Source organism: Microbacterium sp. A84, from assembly GCF_051842815.1.
Lineage (GTDB): Bacteria > Actinomycetota > Actinomycetes > Actinomycetales > Microbacteriaceae > Microbacterium.
In genome coordinates this window covers 1606808-1621830 of sequence record NZ_JBPXMS010000001.1, presented here as the reverse complement: position 1 = coordinate 1621830, position 15023 = coordinate 1606808, and the positions used below count along the sequence as shown (strand labels likewise).

The window sequence follows — 15023 nt, the reverse complement described above, 5'->3', positions numbered from 1 at the left end:
ACGATTCCTTTCGTACCTTCTACTTTGGGTGTTCAGAAGTTGGGCGTGCGTTTGCCGACGAACGCCGCGAGGCCCTCATCGCGTTCCGCCGTACCGAAGAGCGCGGCCTGCGCGAGGAGTTCGAGCTCGAGGCCGGCGGCCAGGCTCGTGTCGGCGGAGGAACGGATGGCTCGTTTCGCGAGACGCAGCGCGAGTGGTCCGCGTTCTGACATCGCCTGCACCAGGGCGATGGCCGCATCCCGAATGTCTGCTGCATCATGCAGTTCGCTGACGAGGCCCAGCTGGTGGGCACGTTCGGCGCTCATTAACGCGCCCGTCAAGACGTGATAGTTCGCCACAGAGATGCCGGCGTAGCGCGACAGCAGCTGAGTGCCGCCGGCGCCGGGAATGATGCCGAGACCCGTCTCAGGAAAGCCAAACTTCGAGGCCGGGGTTGCGATGCGAATATCGCACGCCAGCGCGAGTTCGAACCCGCCGCCGAGCGCGAAACCACTCACGGCGGCAACACTCGGCAGCGGCGACTCGCGGATCACGGTCATCCAGTGCTGCATGCCGGTGTCCGTCATCTCCGCAACGCGCTTGCCTTGAAGGTCCGTGATATCGGCGCCAGCGGCGAATGCCCTGTCGCCCGCACCCGTGATCACGACTCCGTGTACCGACTGATCATCGCGCCAGGTATCGAACTGCTGCGAGATCGCGCGCACCACGTCAAAAGTCAGTGCGTTGAGTGCGTCCGGTCGATTCACCGTGATGATCCCGACCCGGCCGCTCACCTCGGCAATTACTGCGTCATTCATTGCGCACCGTATTCGTAGAATCCGCGGCCGCTCTTCTTGCCGAGTCGGCCTCGGGCTTCGAGATCCAGCAGAGTCCGAGACGGGCCCCTCGACGGGTCTCCCGTCTCCTGCGCCTCAAGCCTCTTGATTCCGACGTTCACGTCGATGCCGGTCATGTCGAGCAGTGCGAAGGGGCCGATCGGATGACCGAGGCCCTTTGTGACTGCGGTGTCTATCTCCTCTGGCGTCGCGACTCCCGCCTCAAGCAGAGCGATCGCCTCGTCGAAGATCGCACCGACGATGCGGTTGGCAATGAACCCGAAGATCTCCTGCTTCACCACGACCGGGGTCTTTCCCATCCGCTCGGCGAGGCGCACCGCGGACTCAATCGTCGCTGGCGAAGTATGTGCGCCCCCGACGACTTCCACCAGCTGCATCACCAGTGCCGGGTTGAAGAAGTGCATGTTGCACACTCGACCAGGTTTCGGCACATCGGCGAGCCGGCTCGACACGATACTGGAACTGTTCGTGGCGAAGATCGCGTCCGCGGGGGCGAACCTGCCAAGTTCCGCGAAGAGCGCGCGCTTCGCGTCGAGATCTTCGATGATGGCCTCAATGACGAAGTCGGCGTCTCGGACGGATCCGGCGAGATCGGTGCTTGAGGTCAGTCGCGGAAGGGCCGCTTCAACCTGCTCTGCGTCCAACCTTCCGCGTTCGACGGATCGCGCGACCGTGCCCCGCACCTTCGTGAGGGCAGCATCGGTCCGCTGCTCATCAATATCCACCACAGTGGTCTCGCAGCCGGCAAGGGCCGCGAGCATCGCGATCTGGCTGCCCATGGCACCAGCGCCGATTACGGTCACGCGAGTGATCTCAGCCACAGTTTTCTCCCGTTGTTGTTCGCTCATGTGCGTCGTCGAATCGGATCACCTGGCGCAGCTGTGCACCGGAGGCCAGCGCATCCATGGCTTCATTGATGTGTTCCAACGAAACCTCTGAGCTGATGAGCCGCTCGATGGGGAGACGTCCGCGTCGCCACAAATCTATGAACTTGGGGATGTCTCGCCGCGGGACGGCGGATCCGAGGTAACTGCCCACGATGGTGCGGGCTTCTGCGACCAGTCCGAGCGGGCTGATCTCGCTCATCGCTCCTGGTGCGGGGAGCCCGACCGTGACCGTGGTCCCGCCTGGCGCTGTCAAGGCGACGGCAGTCTCAAAGCCGCGCGGATTTCCGGTCGCGTCGATGACGAGCTCGCTCCGCGCAGCCTCGGCTATGGCGCTCGCCGGATCGAATGCCTGCTCGGCACCGAGCTGCACGGCGAGATCGCGCTTGCTCAGCACTGCATCGACTCCGATCACAGGATGGCCGAGCGCGAGCGCCATCAGGACTGCCGCCATGCCGACACCGCCGAGTCCCACCACAATGACCGTGGCACCAGGGGTCGGATTCGCCGCGTTCAGAATGGCTCCGCCGCCGGTCAACACTGCGCAGCCCAACACTGCCGCGACGTCAGGGGGTACATCGTGACCGATTGCGACGACGGAGCGCTCGTCCACGACGGCGCGCGTCGCGAAGCCGGAAACGCCGAGGTGGTGATGGACCTGCTCGCCGGTGTCCGCGAGTGTGCCCAGACGGAACCCTCCGCCGATCAGTTCACCCGCCTCGTTCGAATGGGAACCGAGTGAACAGGGCAGGCGCCCGCCGGTCTGACATTGCGTGCACTCCCCGCAGCGAGGGAGGAAGGTCATGACGACGCGATCGCCGATCTTGATATCTGTGACGTCCGGTCCGAGCTCTTCGACGATTCCGGCCGACTCGTGACCAAGAAGCATCGGAGTGGGGCGGGGGCGCACACCCTCGACTACAGAGAGATCCGAGTGGCAGATGCTTGCAGCCTCGATGCGTACGAGGATCTCGCGTCCCTCAGGTGCTGCGAGTTCCAAGTCTTCGATGGTCAACGGCATCGATTGAGCGAACGGAGCCGACGCATCGAGCCTGCGCAAGACTGCGCCTCGAACGTGTCGCCCTGATGGACCCACTGCATTCATTTCCGGCCCTTCCGTTTCGCCATTGAACGTGCTCCAGCCAACCAGATTGGCCCCGTCTTCAATATGTCGTGGTCAACATACCTGACACGCTGAAGTGTAAATTGCGATACATGATTGATTCCATCTCTCGTCTCCTGCACCTCCTGGGCGCCGTGCCGGAGGAGGCCAGCCGGATCAACGAGCTCACATCGACGCTCGGTCTTGAGCCCTCCAGTGTGGCGTCGGTGAATCACCTACGAGAGGAAATGCTGCAGGCTCGACAGCAGCGCGAGGCCGCACGCATCATTGTCGAGGCGGCGACCAGCATCAATGCCGCGGTCGACGTCGATGAGACGCTCGAACTGGTGTGCCGGAGAAGCAAGCTGCTCCTCGGAAGCGATATGTCTTACATCAGCCTGAATCTGTCCCCAGAGCAAGAGACGTACATTCGAACGACTGACGGCGTACTCACACCGGAGTACCGGTCGCTGCGCATGCCGCTGGGTACGGGCATCCTGGGCCAGGCAGCCGGAGGATCCACGATTGCCCAGACCGAGTCGTACCTCGACGACGATTCCTTCCCTCATATCGAGGCGGTCGACGAGGCGGTCAGGCTCGAAGGAGTGACGTCGATCCTCGCTGTCACCATGAGCGTGAGAGGTGAACGGCTCGGTGCGCTCCTCGTCGCTGAACGGTATGGCCGACGCTATACATCCCGCGAAGTTGACCTGCTCAGTCAGATTGCCGGGCTTGCTGCCGTCGCGCTCAAACGTGCCGAACTCATCGACGAGCTGCGCGCCCGGCTCGTCGAGCGAGATGACGCCCGCGCCGAGGCCGAAACTCGCAATGCGTTCCTCGCCAGAATCGAAGGGTTCGATCAGAGGCTCTTCGACCTCCTCAAACAGGAGGCATCCCCCGGTGAACTTGCTCACGCTGTCTCTGAAGAGATTGAGACGGAGGTCCGCTATCTGCATCGCTCAGAGCTTTCGGGATACCCCACGAGAGGAACGGTCACCTGCACGGCTGTTGCGGGCGACCGCATTCTCGGTGCCCTCGAAGCGCAGGGCGAGCTGGGGCACGAACAGCGCCTGCTCCTCGAACGCGGTGCCCCGGTGCTGACCGCAATGATCCTTTTTGAAGAACGCGGCGCGGCCGCCTCCGCCGAGGAACAGCAAAGCCTAGTCCTGCGATTAGGGCAGGGGGCGGGTCGCGATTGGAAGCAGATCGCTGGCCAGCTGCAGCGCTACTGGCTGCGTGAGGGCGCGAAGATCGATGTGCTGGCCGTGGGGTGCGGCAATGTGCACGCCGCGCGCACCGAACTGCGTGATCTGATTGCGCGCAGGGGCGGGATCACCGGCGAATCGGATGGACTTCTGGTGATTATCGGATCGAACCTGCCTGGCGAAGAGGTGGAGCGATTCCTCGCTGCAACCGGCACGCGATCGCGGGTCGCCGAGGTCGAAACTGTGCTCACCGCGCTGAGTGTGCAGCAGGCGCTGCAGCAGACGCAGCGCACAGTGCGCGCGATGCAGGCGCTTGACATCACTGGCGTGGCCGACCCGCGATGGGACCTCGGGCTCGCCGGGCTCACGCTCGCGCATCTTCCCGCTTCGACCGCAGCAGAGCTCATTCGGCACACCCTCGCACCCCTGATCGAGTATGACGACACCCACAACACATCGCTGCTCAACACAGCATGGGAGTACCTCGAATTCGACGGAAACGTGGAGGCTGCGGCCCGCACGCTGCACATCCATCCCAACACGCTTCGGCAGCGGGTCCGTCGAATAGGTGAGCTGATCACACCAGAGTGGGCAACAGGGCGTCTGCGCACTGACCTTCACGTGGCCCTTCGACTCTGGAAAGTGCGCGAGCACGAACTTTCACGGCACAACGACTAGCAGGTCACCCTGCTTCGCAGGCGAACTGGAAGTGCGGGAAGATAGAAGGCATGACTTCCTCCGCCCCGCAGACGCAGCGCAATGCCCTCGCACCAGGCCTGCTCGCGGCGATCGCACTTTTCCTCTCGCCCCTGTTCCCCGAGGGGACCGTCGCAACGGTGATTCTCTACCTCGTCGCGATCCTCGCGGTCATCGTCGCGTGGTTCGCGTTCACTGCAGGGCAGTGGTGGTGGAGCATCGTCTTTCTTGCCGTCGCGGTGATCTGGAATCCGATCTTTCCGTTCGGCTTCAGTGGTTGGGTGTGGACGGTCGCGCACTTCGTCGCGGCGCTGGCGTTCATCACGGCCGGGGCGCTGGTCAAGAACGAGCGGACCATCCCCGCGGCGTGACCTGGCCCGGTGTCACCTGGCCCGGGGGGAGCGGCCAGATGAGAAACTTGAAGGATGAGCACGACCATTCCTGCAGACCTTCCTCTGACGGATGCTGAGATCCTCCGCATCCGCGAGGACTTCCCGATCCTGCAGACCGAGGTGAACGGGCATCCGCTGGTCTATCTCGACTCCGGAGCGACTTCGCAGCGCCCGCTGGCTGTCCTCGACGCGGAACGTGAATTCGCCACCACACTGAACTCCGCGGTACATCGCGGCGCGCACACCCTCGCCGCTGAGGCGACCGAGGTATTCGAAGACGCACGCGGCACGCTCGCGCGCTTCATCGGCGCCGATGACGACGAAATCGTCTGGACCTCCAACGCCACCGAGGCGATCAACCTGGTCGCGTACTCGCTCTCGAACGCGTCCATCGGCCGCGGGGGAGCGGCGGCCACGAGGCTTCGGATCGGTCCCGGCGACGAGATCGTCACCACCGAGATGGAGCACCACGCCAATCTCATCCCGTGGCAGGAACTCGCTGCGCGCACCGGCGCAACCCTGCGCATCATCCCGATCGACGATGACGGCGCCCTGCGGCTCGATGAGGACCCGATCAACGAGCGCACCAAGATCGTCGCCGTCATCCACGTCTCCAACGTGCTCGGCGTCATCAACCCGGTCGAGCAGATCATCGCAGCCGCCCACGAGGTCGGCGCACTCGTGCTGCTCGACGCCTGCCAGTCCGCACCGCATCTGCCGCTCGATGTCCGTGCGCTTGACGTCGACTTCGCCGTCCTCTCCGGGCACAAGATGCTGGGGCCCACCGGCATTGGCGCGCTCTACGGGCGTCGCGAGCTACTCGAAGTGATGCCGCCGTTCCTTACCGGTGGATCGATGATCACCACCGTCACGACAACGGAGGCTGAGTACTTGCCACCGCCGCAGCGGTTTGAGGCTGGCACTCAGCGGGTGTCGCAGGCGGTCGCGCTCGCCGCAGCAATCGACTATCTCACCGCGGTCGGGATGCCACGGATCGCCGATCATGAAGAGCGTCTCGGCCGCCGCCTTGTCGATGGACTCTCTGCGATCGATGGCGTGCGCGTGCTCGGCGCGGGCATCGACCTGCCGCGAGTGGGGCTGGCGAGCTTCGACATCCCTGGCATCCATTCGCATGACGTCGGGCAGTTCCTCGACGATCGTGGCATCGCCGTGCGGGTCGGCCACCACTGCGCGCAGCCGTTGCACCGACGTCTCGGTGTGACATCGTCCACCCGCGCCAGCACCTACCTCTACTCGACCGAGGCCGAGGTCGACGCCGTGATCGAAGGCGTCGTCGCGACCATTGAATTCTTCGGAGTGCGCTCATGAGTTCCAGTGACCTGCAAAATCTCTACCAGGAGCTGATTCTCGACCACTCCCGCACACCGCACGGCTTCGGCTTGCGTGATGAGGTCGCGGCACAGTCCCATCAGCTCAATCCCACCTGCGGTGACGAGATCACCCTGCAGGTGCATCCCGCCGCTGACGGCACGATCGAGGCTGTCGCGTGGGAGGGCCACGGCTGTGCGATCTCGCAGGCCTCGGCGTCGCTGTTCGCAGAACTCGTCGAAGGTATGACGGTGCCCGAGATCCAGACGCGCATCGACTCATTCCGTGAGGCGCTGCGCTCGCGGGGCAAGATCCAGCCCGATGAAGAACTGCTCGGCGATGCGGCAGCCCTCGGCAGCGTCTCCCGCTACGTCGCCAGGGTGAAGTGCGCCATGCTCGCCTGGGTTGCGGCCGAAGATGCACTGCGCAAGTTGAACTGAAACGGAATTCCGGGCCGCGAACTTCGCAAGGGCGAACCGTCTGCCAGTGAGCCCAGCGGACATGTGACCCAGAGAGTCGTCTCATTTCCCACCGTGACGCTTCGTTAACGCTCGTGTCATCGACAGGTGACCGCTGAACGTCGGGCGCGGATGCTGTTGAGATGACTCACCTCGTCAGCGTGGCGCAGCTTTTGCATCTGCAACGCTCCGCAGAGCACGGTGCCGGCCCCGCCGTGCGGTTGCTCGATGTGCGCTGGCGACTCGACCGGCCGGAAGGCAGGCCCGAGTATGTGCGGTCACACCTGCCCGGCGCAGTGTACGTAGATCTCGAACATGAGCTCGCGCGTCGAGGGCAGCCCGAAGACGGGCGGCATCCACTGCCTGAGAGCGTTGACCTTGAGCGGGCAGCTCGCGGCTGGGGCCTGAGTGACGGCGACATCGTGGTCGGTTACGACGATAACCGCAGCGTGCCCGCAGCTCGTCTGTGGTGGTTGCTGCGGCGTTCCGGGATCGACGCGAGAGTGCTTGATGGTGGCATTCGCGCGTGGGTCGGCGAGGGGTTGCCGGTCGAGACGGGAGATGTCCGCCCGGCTGCCGGCAACGTCTCGCTCCACCACGACGACGACGTCTCTCTCAATCACGACGGTGTCTCTCTCAATCATGACAGTGCGTTCGACGTGTTGGAGATCGAGGAGCTCGGTGACTTCATCGAGCATGGGGTTTTGCTCGATGTGCGCACGCCTGAGCAGTACAACGGCACGCGCACGGCAGGTGCGCCCGTCGCGGGTCACATTCCCGGCGCGGTGAATCTGCCGGCGATGGTGGCGGTCGCAAGCGATGGCCGGCTGCAGCATCCCGATGTCCTTCGGCGTATCTTCGCCAGCGCCGGTGTGGATGCGGACACCGCCGTTGGCGTGTACTGCAGCTCGGGGGTCGCCGCCATGCACTCGGTGCTTGCTTTAGAACACGCGGGGATTCGTGCGCGCGTGTACCCGGGATCTTGGAGCCAATGGTCGAACACGCGGGGCAAGCCTGTCGCGGTCGGCATCCTGCCATCGGGACGTCTGACGACAGTGTGAGCGTTCCCACGGGCCGAGTGAGGACCTGATGGAAGGGATACCAAAACTGGTCAAAACCGCAGTTGAGTGGGAGAATGCCCGCATGGGGGAATCATTCGGGGAGCTTGAATCGGCGCGCGTGGCGCGCATATTGAGGGAAGACATCGTGTTGGGCAGAAGGACGCCCGGTTCGAAGCTTGTAGAACGCGATATCGCCGCCGAACTTGACGTCTCCCGTCTGCCGGTGCGCGAGGCGATCCGCGCCCTCGGGTCCGAGGGGATCGTCGTCGCCCGCCCCCGAACCTGGGCCATCGTTCGCGAGTTCACGTTCCACGACATTCAGGACTTTGCCGAGGTGCGCGAGTCCATCGAGACACTGCTGTTCGTCTATGCGACAGAGCGCCACGACGAGCAGGGCCTCGCGAGCTTGAGGCAGCTGTTGGAGCGGGAGGAGCGCGCGGCACACGCAGGCGATGTATGCGAGTCCCGTGCCGTCGCCGGTGCGTTCCACGAGTACATGGCAGTGCTGGCAGGAAATGACATGCTCACCGAGCTGGTCCAGGTCTTCGCCACGCGACTGAAGTGGGTATTCGGTGCGCACGATGATCTGGTGGCGATGGCTGCGGAACACCGCGGGCTGTTTGAAGCGATCGCATCGCGTGATGTCGAGCTGGTGAAGATGTTGGTGTCTCGGCATCTGGCTGCGGGGCGAAGAGACGCTGAGCAGCGCTTCATAGACGCGGCGTCACTAAATGCAACGTCGAACCGCTAGATTTATGCACGCGGAGGGGGACTCCGATCAGTGGGAATATGCATGCGAATCTTCACCCTCGGCCTGGGCGGCCTTCTGCTTCTGAGCGGGGTAGTACTTGTCGTGCTCGCCGATCAGGAACGTGAAGTGGCACTCGAGCAAGCAACACGGAACGTCGTCGTGTTGGAGCAGAGCCTAGAACGTGCGCGCGCGATGAACCTGACGCACGCTGAGACGCTGACCACCCTGCGATCGGCGATCGCTGATGAGCAGGCACAGCTGGCCGATACTGAAGGGTTCCTGGAGTGACGTTTCGACGGGCGCTCGCGATCATCATGAGCTTCGTGGTCATCGGCGGCGGCGCAATCGCTGCCAAGTCTCAGGCTCTTGAAGATCAGCGGGCGGAGTTGGTTGCCCAGGCAGACAGCCTACAGACGCAGATTGCGTCAGCTGGCGCCAGAGGCGGTTACATCGAGTCACTGATCGCGCACCATGAGGATGAGAAAGCCGACCTTGATGCCGTGCTCGCTGCGCGGCCTGACTTCGTCGCTGAGGTCGCGGCGCTGAGTGACGCGCTCGAAAAGGCCAAGGGGAAGATCGACACTGCAGCGCACCTTGCAGCGGCGATCGCCACGCAAGACGCGGTGCTCGTTGAACGCGCTGACCCCGTGGTCGTGACGAATGCGACAGCGACGATCCACGCGCTCACGGAAAAGGTGAGCGGCGAGCTTGGTACGTGGGAGGCTGCGCAGCGGCGCACTCCGGCGGCAGCGGGTCCGCTCTGGTCAAGCAGCGGACCAGATGGATATGCCAGGGTGCGTGCCGCACTCGATCGTGTCGGAGGTGGCGGAGTCGGTCTCTACGAATCGGCGTCTTGCGCCGGCGGGTCTGCGCCCGCGTGCGCGAACAGCAACGGCTACATCAAGTATCGCGCTGACGTGGCAGGGTGGAATGAGTCCCGGTTGAACTGGGCCATGGCGCACGAACTCGGCCATATCTATCAGTTCAAAGTGTGGGGAACGTTGAACTCATCCTCGGCATATCAGTCGATGTTCGGCGGAGATCCTGAGTTCCTCGCAAACTGCATGGCGCTCGTGCGTGGATACCCCGGGTCTGTGGGGTGCGATGGAGACCAGCAGATCTGGGCTTCAGCGATCTGGGTGGGGGCCGTGCGCTGACAGGCGCTAGCTCACCGGCGTCGTCGTGTCAGTCGCCTGCCGTAACGTCCCGCGCATCGCGCGCCAGTAGCCAGTCGGAGACAGCCTCACCAGCACGTCGATGAGCCGCGCTTCACGCCCGACCATTGTCCGGGCCCTGCGGCGTTCGGTCGCGCGGATGATGCGTGCCGCGGCATCCGCTGGTTCGGTGTGGTACATCGCAGCCTGGGCTGAGGCTGCGCGTGCGGCGACAGCAGGATCGATGGCGGCGGCGTAGCGTCCGTGGAGGATGATGCCTGTGCGCACACCCGCCGGATACACAGCACCGACGCTCACAGTGCTGCCCTCCAGCTCGTGGCGCAGAGCCTCAGAGAAACCGCGCACGGCGAATTTGCTCATCGCATAGGGGATGCGTCCCGCGGGCGCGGCGAGCGCATAGACGCTGGCGAGATGGGTGATGTGCGCAGCCGGTGCCGCGCGCAGTGCCGGCAGCAGCGCTTTGGTGATCGAGACAGTGCCCCACAAATTCACATCGACGAGCCAGCGCATCTCCTCCATGGTGAGCTGCTCGAGGGTGCCGAGCATTGAGGAGCCGGCACAGGTGATGAGCGCGTTGATCTGCGGGTGAGCGGCGGTGATGGCAGCGGCGGTTTTCGTCACAGCCTCGTCATCGCGCAGATCAACGACGTGGACGGTGACTGTGCCTGGCAACTCGGAGGCCAGGGACTCCAGAGCTTCGGCATTGTGGTCGACGAGAGCGAGGTGTGCGCCGGCATCGGACAGCTGGCGCGCGATCTCCGCACCCATGCCGCTGGCGGCGCCGGTGATGACCGTGGTGTGTCCGGCCAGGGTGAGCTGTCGCATCCAATCCTCCTCCTGGCGCATTCGGGTATGCGCCGTTCGCTTCTTTGCAGTCGGGGAGAGCCTGTTGAGTCTATTCTGGCCGACACGGACGTCTGCGGGTAACGGTACGCTTTCGAGAGGAGGTTGTGGTGGGACGAACTGCGGATGCTATCGCCGAGGGCGTCGCCATTGCCACGGCCGCGGCACGGCTGACGGTGAAGAACCAGATCCTTGTCGGCACGATCGCTAAGGGTGGGGTGTTCGATGCCGCCCAGTACCTGGATGTCGCGCGCGACGCGCTGCATGCGATGGCAGCGGAATCCGAGCAGGCGGCCGAGATGGTGACCACGTTGCGTCGGCGTGCGCGGGGTCGTCACTCTGATCCATCGGGTACGCACGACTACCGCGATCGTGATGTGCGCAATCTTCGCCGCCGAGCCAAACAGTCGGCTGGTGTCGCCGACCGGCTGAAGGCGATGGCAGATGACCCAGAGAAGCTGGGTGTGCTCGTTGAGGATGCTCGGGAGGCTGCCTGGGGTGATGTGCGTGGCAATCTCGATCGCCGATTGCACGTCGAAGGCATGCGTCCTGACCAAGATCCTGAATACGAGGTCATGCGCGAGGCGCGGATGCAGGCGCTTCGCCTCGTCGATCTGCAGGCGTTGTCATCGCAGCAGCGTGCAAAGCGCAAGCGCGAAGCGGCGGGTTGACGCCCGGTTTCGCGTTCGGGCCCTCCGTCATGTATTCTTTGTGAGGCCCGTTCCACTGGAACAGGCCGAAAATATGCGCCCGTAGCTCAATGGATAGAGCATCTGACTACGGATCAGAAGGTTAGGGGTTCGAGTCCCTTCGGGCGCACAGTTGAAACGGTCTCCGCTACGGTGGAGGCCGTTTCTGCGTTGCTCCCAGAGTCCTCTGAATCAGAGATCGAGCCCGCGGAGTCGATGTGCAGAATACTTCCCATTCGCCGCAAAGTGAAGTATTGTTCCCATAAGAGCCAATGAGAAGTATTCTTCACGCGGGGGTTGATCATGGTCGTGCAGGTGCAGTCCGCCGCAGCATTTGCTGCGTTCGTGCGCTCCAGTCGGCTGCGGGCGAATATGACGCAGGATGAGTTGGCTCAAGCGGTGCGCAAGAGCAGGCGGTGGGTGCATGACCTGGAGTCGGGGAAGGTCAACACTTCCCTCGGTGCTGCGATCGACGTCGCGGCTGCTCTGGGGTCCACCATCTCCCTTGAACCCAGTGAGCGCTCGGACGTTCTGGACGAGATATTCGAGGACCTGTGATGGTCGACGTTCTCGATGTCTGGCTTGACGGTCGGTTCGCCGGCAAGCTTATGCGCGGTCAGACAGAACTGGTGGAGTTCCTCTACGACGAGGAGTATCTCCAGAAATCGCGGGCAACCCCGTTGTCCGCGATTCCTGGGGGTCGTCGGCCATGAGCGCACGGTGGGCGCTCTTGAGGTAGTCGAGCTCGAAGCGCGCTCTCACCGACCTTGGTGATCAGCTCGTGGAGGGCGGCGGATGCTGCGACCATGCTGGTGGCGGAGTCGTTGCCCTTGTTGCCGGCCAGCGCCTTGGCGTAGTCGCGGGCGGAAGCGTTGATGCGCTCGATCTTCGACGAGGCGGCGGGCTCGGAGCGGACCATGAAGCGGCTGAGAGCTGCGGAGTGCCCCTCGGCGTCGGTGTCGGCCTGGGCTACAGCGAGCAGTGCGCGCTCGGTGTGGAGCATCACCTTCAGTGGCGGCATGTAGTCGAGCTCGCGGATGAACGGCGGGATATTCCCACTTGGAGTAGCTAACCGGTGATTTGCTGGACAAAATTACCGATTTCGGTCACCACAATCGCGGGACCGCATCCGCTCCAGCACCCACTGAATCGGGCTGGCTTTCGTTCCCTTCTTCAAGAAAGGATGGAACACGATGGTTAGGCGTTCGAGTCCCGTTTTTGCCTAGCCCTCAGATAGGGTGACGCGGGGGTTAAATGCGGCAGTGGACTCGACAGATGCCTGCGGCATCGGCATGGCAGATCTAGATTCGCCAAGTGACATCGACCGTGGGAATGACTCGACGCGAAGCGCGAGAGCTCGGTCTTGCCGCGGGAACGCCCAGCATCCCGGCCGCCTCGAATGGGGTCAAACCGCCGGCGAAGCCTTACTTCGCGGCGATCGACGGTGCACGAGGGATCGCCATCGCATCGGTGCTCCTCTACCACACCGGGTGGTCCTCTCGAGGTTTGTTCGGTGTCGACGCGTTCTTCGTGATCTCCGGTTTCCTGATCACGTTCCTGATGGTGAAGGAGTTGCGCCGTACCGGCCGGCTCGGCTTCGGCGCCTTCTACGGCCGTCGCGCCAAACGCATCCTGCCCGGCGTGGTCGTCACGCTTGTCGCCGTGCTTTACATCACCTGGCAGTTCGGTGCCGTCGAGGAGCTGCACAGCGCCGCAGACACCACGCTGTTCGCGCTCGCGCAAGTCGCGAACTGGCATCAGGTCGGCACGGGCGCCGCGTACTGGGAGCAGGCCGGGCAGATCGTCCCACTCGGGCAGATGTGGTCGCTCGCCGTCACGGAGCAGTTCTACGTCGTGTGGCCGGTGCTCGTCCTCGCATTCTGGTTCCTGTCTCGCCGACGCGTCGGGGCGCTGGTGGTCTGGCTCTTCGTCGGGCTCGCCGCCTCATCGCTCGTCGCCCCGCTTCTGTTCGACGGCACGAACTTCGACCGCCTCTACCTCGGCACGGACGTGCGTGTCGTCAGCTTCGCCGCCGGTGCGGCCTTTGCCGCTCTCATCGCGTGGATCCTGGAGAAGTCACCGCGCTGGGCGACAGTGCACGCGACAATACCGGCGCGCATCATCATCACCACGGTGAGTGCCATCGCGCTGATCGTCGTGGTCGCGGCGAGCATCGCCACTGAGAGCTACCACGAGCCCTGGCTCTACCAGGGCGGTCTTGCTGCGATTTCGGTCGCGGTCGCGGTCTTCATCGCGAGTATCTGCCTCCCCGGCAATGCGATGGGGCGCTTCTTCGCGTGGAAGCCCTTCACCGTGGTGGGCATCATGTCCTATTCGCTTTTCTTGGTGCACCTGCCGGTGTACTGGCTGCTCACGCACCTCATCAGCACCCAGTTCCATCCGCTCGTTCTTTTCGTCGTCGGTGGAGTCCTCTCCTTCCTGGTCGCGCTCGTGTTGCATTATGTGATCACAGAGCCGATCCGCAAAAAGAAGTGGAAGCCAGGCGCGGCGCTCGTCGCGATCCTGGCGTCATTCGCTGTCGTCATTGCACTGGCGTGGTATCTCCCAATCCAACGAGCCAATGCCCCCGCCTCTGCCGCGGTGGCCGAGCAGACCGATCCACGCCAGGTTTTCTCCGTCGACAGTACGGTCACGCTGCCCGTCGCTGACGACGGTGGCCCGATCACGGTGGCCGTGATCGGCGACTCTGTTGCCGTCGACATGTACTCGGCACTCGCCACCTATGGTGGCGATGCTGTGTCCGCGATCGACGTCGCCAAGGGCGGCTGCGGCATCTTCGACGCCGACACCGCACGGGCCGGCGACGGCTATCTGATGGACACCAAGACGGATTGCTGGTCGTGGCAGGATCGACTTCTTGCCGCGAACGCCGAGCACCAACCCGACGTGTACATCTTGCGCAACCAGTGGGATGTCAACGACCAGCTCCACGGCGGCGAATGGCTCGAACCGTGCACGGATGCCTGGACACAGCGCTACCGCTCGCAATTGGAGCTTCTCGTCTCGATCGGCAACCAGCTGCCGACCCCACCATTGATCTTGCTCGCCAACGATCGGGACACCGGCGACTCCGGAAACACGACCTCGCAGCGAGTCGCCTGCAAGGACGACGTTGCCGCCAGCGTCGCCGACGAGTACGCCAACGTGCGACTGCTCGATTTCAAGGGTGCGACGTGCCCGACGGGCGAATGCCTGAGCGTGGCGCAGAATGGCGAGGAGATCTACCGAGACGGCACGCACTTCTCGGAGCAAGGCAAAGCGCTGCTCGCCCCCTGGCTGGAGTATCAGATCGCTCTGGGCTCCCAGGATGAGCAGGCTGGCGCATGACCGCAGGCTCGCCTGGTCAGGTCCGGGCGAACGACCCGAAGCCCTGGCGGCCGATTCTTGCCTTAATCACCAGAACAGTGAGTGTTGAGCCACTGATCCGGGAAGGCCCATCCACATCGCTGCCGTGTAGCTCACCCCGCAATTGTCGGCGACGTAGCCTCGTAAAGAGAGCCTGCCTGCTTCTACGCGTCGGAGAGCCGCAAGGTACGCGACCAGTGACCGCGACGAGATCAGGAGCTACGAGAACATGGCAA

Annotated in this window: 17 protein-coding genes and 1 tRNA gene; 13 read left to right on the top strand and 5 right to left on the bottom strand. The window is 63.8% G+C overall.

Translation table 11 applies throughout. The annotated features are described in order from the left end of the window. Window positions 1-32: 32 nt before the first annotated feature. Genes ACSU04_RS07830 through ACSU04_RS07820 form a run of 3 tightly spaced genes read right to left on the bottom strand, consistent with a single transcriptional unit; the run spans window position 33 to window position 2825 of the window. Window positions 33-797 carry an enoyl-CoA hydratase/isomerase family protein gene (locus tag ACSU04_RS07830; protein ID WP_439288994.1) on the bottom strand — a complete coding sequence of 255 codons (765 nt, stop codon included), beginning with the start codon at window positions 795-797 and terminating at the stop codon, window positions 33-35. Further along, a complete protein-coding gene (locus tag ACSU04_RS07825; protein ID WP_439288993.1) occupies window positions 794-1657 on the bottom strand; it encodes a 3-hydroxyacyl-CoA dehydrogenase family protein in 864 nt (287 codons plus the stop codon). Before ACSU04_RS07825 ends, ACSU04_RS07830 begins: the two co-directional genes overlap by 4 nt. Further along, window positions 1650-2825, bottom strand: a complete 1176-nt coding sequence (locus tag ACSU04_RS07820) for an alcohol dehydrogenase catalytic domain-containing protein (RefSeq protein WP_439288992.1) — start codon at window positions 2823-2825, stop codon at window positions 1650-1652. The genes ACSU04_RS07825 and ACSU04_RS07820 overlap by 8 nt, the downstream gene beginning before the upstream one ends. Window positions 2826-2935: 110 nt before the next feature. Between ACSU04_RS07820 and ACSU04_RS07815 the strand changes: the two genes are divergently transcribed. The 8 genes from ACSU04_RS07815 (at window position 2936) to ACSU04_RS07780 (ending at window position 9871) form a co-directional block, all read left to right on the top strand. After that, window positions 2936-4705, top strand: a complete 1770-nt coding sequence (locus ACSU04_RS07815; protein ID WP_439288991.1) for a helix-turn-helix domain-containing protein — start codon at window positions 2936-2938, stop codon at window positions 4703-4705. A 50-nt stretch (window positions 4706-4755) separates the two neighbouring features. Then, a complete protein-coding gene (locus ACSU04_RS07810; protein WP_439281546.1) occupies window positions 4756-5094 on the top strand; it encodes a DUF6804 family protein in 339 nt (112 codons plus the stop codon). Between the two features lie 54 nt (window positions 5095-5148). Then, on the top strand, window positions 5149-6444 hold the full coding sequence (locus ACSU04_RS07805; RefSeq protein ID WP_439288990.1) for a cysteine desulfurase: 1296 nt from the start codon (window positions 5149-5151) through the stop codon (window positions 6442-6444). Then, complete coding sequence (sufU, locus tag ACSU04_RS07800; RefSeq protein ID WP_439281544.1) at window positions 6441-6884, top strand: Fe-S cluster assembly sulfur transfer protein SufU; 444 nt, start codon at window positions 6441-6443, stop codon at window positions 6882-6884. Before ACSU04_RS07805 ends, sufU begins: the two co-directional genes overlap by 4 nt. Window positions 6885-7045: 161 nt before the next feature. Beyond that, on the top strand, window positions 7046-7963 hold the full coding sequence (locus ACSU04_RS07795) for a sulfurtransferase (RefSeq protein ID WP_439288989.1): 918 nt from the start codon (window positions 7046-7048) through the stop codon (window positions 7961-7963). An 82-nt stretch (window positions 7964-8045) separates the two neighbouring features. Continuing rightward, a complete protein-coding gene (locus ACSU04_RS07790) occupies window positions 8046-8714 on the top strand; it encodes a GntR family transcriptional regulator (RefSeq protein WP_439288988.1) in 669 nt (222 codons plus the stop codon). Between the two features lie 42 nt (window positions 8715-8756). Continuing rightward, entirely contained in the window at window positions 8757-9002 is a 246-nt protein-coding gene (locus ACSU04_RS07785; RefSeq protein ID WP_439281541.1) for a hypothetical protein, read from the top strand. Then, entirely contained in the window at window positions 8999-9871 is an 873-nt protein-coding gene (locus ACSU04_RS07780) for a hypothetical protein (RefSeq protein ID WP_439288987.1), read from the top strand. The genes ACSU04_RS07785 and ACSU04_RS07780 overlap by 4 nt, the downstream gene beginning before the upstream one ends. Window positions 9872-9877: 6 nt before the next feature. Here ACSU04_RS07780 and ACSU04_RS07775 read toward each other — a convergent pair whose 3' ends face one another. Next, the gene (locus ACSU04_RS07775; RefSeq protein WP_439288986.1) at window positions 9878-10714 is read right to left on the bottom strand and encodes an SDR family NAD(P)-dependent oxidoreductase; all 837 of its coding nucleotides are present in this window, start codon (window positions 10712-10714) and stop codon (window positions 9878-9880) included. Between the two features lie 128 nt (window positions 10715-10842). On the opposite strand from ACSU04_RS07775, the gene ACSU04_RS07770 reads away from it, so the two are divergent. The 4 genes from ACSU04_RS07770 (at window position 10843) to ACSU04_RS07755 (ending at window position 12134) form a co-directional block, all read left to right on the top strand. Continuing rightward, entirely contained in the window at window positions 10843-11403 is a 561-nt protein-coding gene (locus ACSU04_RS07770; RefSeq protein ID WP_439288985.1) for an asparagine synthase, read from the top strand. A 75-nt stretch (window positions 11404-11478) separates the two neighbouring features. Further along, window positions 11479-11551: transfer RNA gene (locus ACSU04_RS07765), tRNA-Arg, on the top strand. Between the two features lie 173 nt (window positions 11552-11724). Continuing rightward, entirely contained in the window at window positions 11725-11979 is a 255-nt protein-coding gene (locus ACSU04_RS07760) for a helix-turn-helix transcriptional regulator (protein ID WP_439288984.1), read from the top strand. Then, window positions 11979-12134 carry a HipA N-terminal domain-containing protein gene (locus ACSU04_RS07755; RefSeq protein WP_439288983.1) on the top strand — a complete coding sequence of 52 codons (156 nt, stop codon included), beginning with the start codon at window positions 11979-11981 and terminating at the stop codon, window positions 12132-12134. The genes ACSU04_RS07760 and ACSU04_RS07755 overlap by 1 nt, the downstream gene beginning before the upstream one ends. Here ACSU04_RS07755 and ACSU04_RS07750 read toward each other — a convergent pair. Next, on the bottom strand, window positions 12062-12442 hold the full coding sequence (locus tag ACSU04_RS07750; protein ID WP_439289447.1) for a hypothetical protein: 381 nt from the start codon (window positions 12440-12442) through the stop codon (window positions 12062-12064). The genes ACSU04_RS07755 and ACSU04_RS07750 overlap by 73 nt on opposite strands. A 293-nt stretch (window positions 12443-12735) precedes the next feature. On the opposite strand from ACSU04_RS07750, the gene ACSU04_RS07745 reads away from it, so the two are divergent. Further along, complete coding sequence (locus ACSU04_RS07745) at window positions 12736-14769, top strand: acyltransferase family protein (RefSeq protein WP_439288982.1); 2034 nt, start codon at window positions 12736-12738, stop codon at window positions 14767-14769. Window positions 14770-15023: the final 254 nt, after the last annotated feature.

What these genes read in the sequence shown, in the direction of transcription:
- ACSU04_RS07830 (WP_439288994.1), bottom strand. Translation starts at nt 797, where the DNA reads ATGAATGACGCAGTAATTGCCGAGGTGAGCGGCCGGGTCGGGATCATC.
- ACSU04_RS07815 (WP_439288991.1), top strand. Translation starts at nt 2,936, where the DNA reads ATGATTGATTCCATCTCTCGTCTCCTGCACCTCCTGGGCGCCGTGCCG.
- ACSU04_RS07810 (WP_439281546.1), top strand. Translation starts at nt 4,756, where the DNA reads ATGACTTCCTCCGCCCCGCAGACGCAGCGCAATGCCCTCGCACCAGGC.
- ACSU04_RS07760 (WP_439288984.1), top strand. Translation starts at nt 11,725, where the DNA reads ATGGTCGTGCAGGTGCAGTCCGCCGCAGCATTTGCTGCGTTCGTGCGC.
- ACSU04_RS07750 (WP_439289447.1), bottom strand. Translation starts at nt 12,442, where the DNA reads ATGCCGCCACTGAAGGTGATGCTCCACACCGAGCGCGCACTGCTCGCT.
- ACSU04_RS07755 (WP_439288983.1), top strand. Translation starts at nt 11,979, where the DNA reads ATGGTCGACGTTCTCGATGTCTGGCTTGACGGTCGGTTCGCCGGCAAG.
- ACSU04_RS07805 (WP_439288990.1), top strand. Translation starts at nt 5,149, where the DNA reads ATGAGCACGACCATTCCTGCAGACCTTCCTCTGACGGATGCTGAGATC.
- ACSU04_RS07795 (WP_439288989.1), top strand. Translation starts at nt 7,046, where the DNA reads ATGACTCACCTCGTCAGCGTGGCGCAGCTTTTGCATCTGCAACGCTCC.
- ACSU04_RS07775 (WP_439288986.1), bottom strand. Translation starts at nt 10,714, where the DNA reads ATGCGACAGCTCACCCTGGCCGGACACACCACGGTCATCACCGGCGCC.
- ACSU04_RS07820 (WP_439288992.1), bottom strand. Translation starts at nt 2,825, where the DNA reads ATGAATGCAGTGGGTCCATCAGGGCGACACGTTCGAGGCGCAGTCTTG.
- sufU (WP_439281544.1), top strand. Translation starts at nt 6,441, where the DNA reads ATGAGTTCCAGTGACCTGCAAAATCTCTACCAGGAGCTGATTCTCGAC.
- ACSU04_RS07785 (WP_439281541.1), top strand. Translation starts at nt 8,757, where the DNA reads ATGCGAATCTTCACCCTCGGCCTGGGCGGCCTTCTGCTTCTGAGCGGG.
- ACSU04_RS07790 (WP_439288988.1), top strand. Translation starts at nt 8,046, where the DNA reads ATGGGGGAATCATTCGGGGAGCTTGAATCGGCGCGCGTGGCGCGCATA.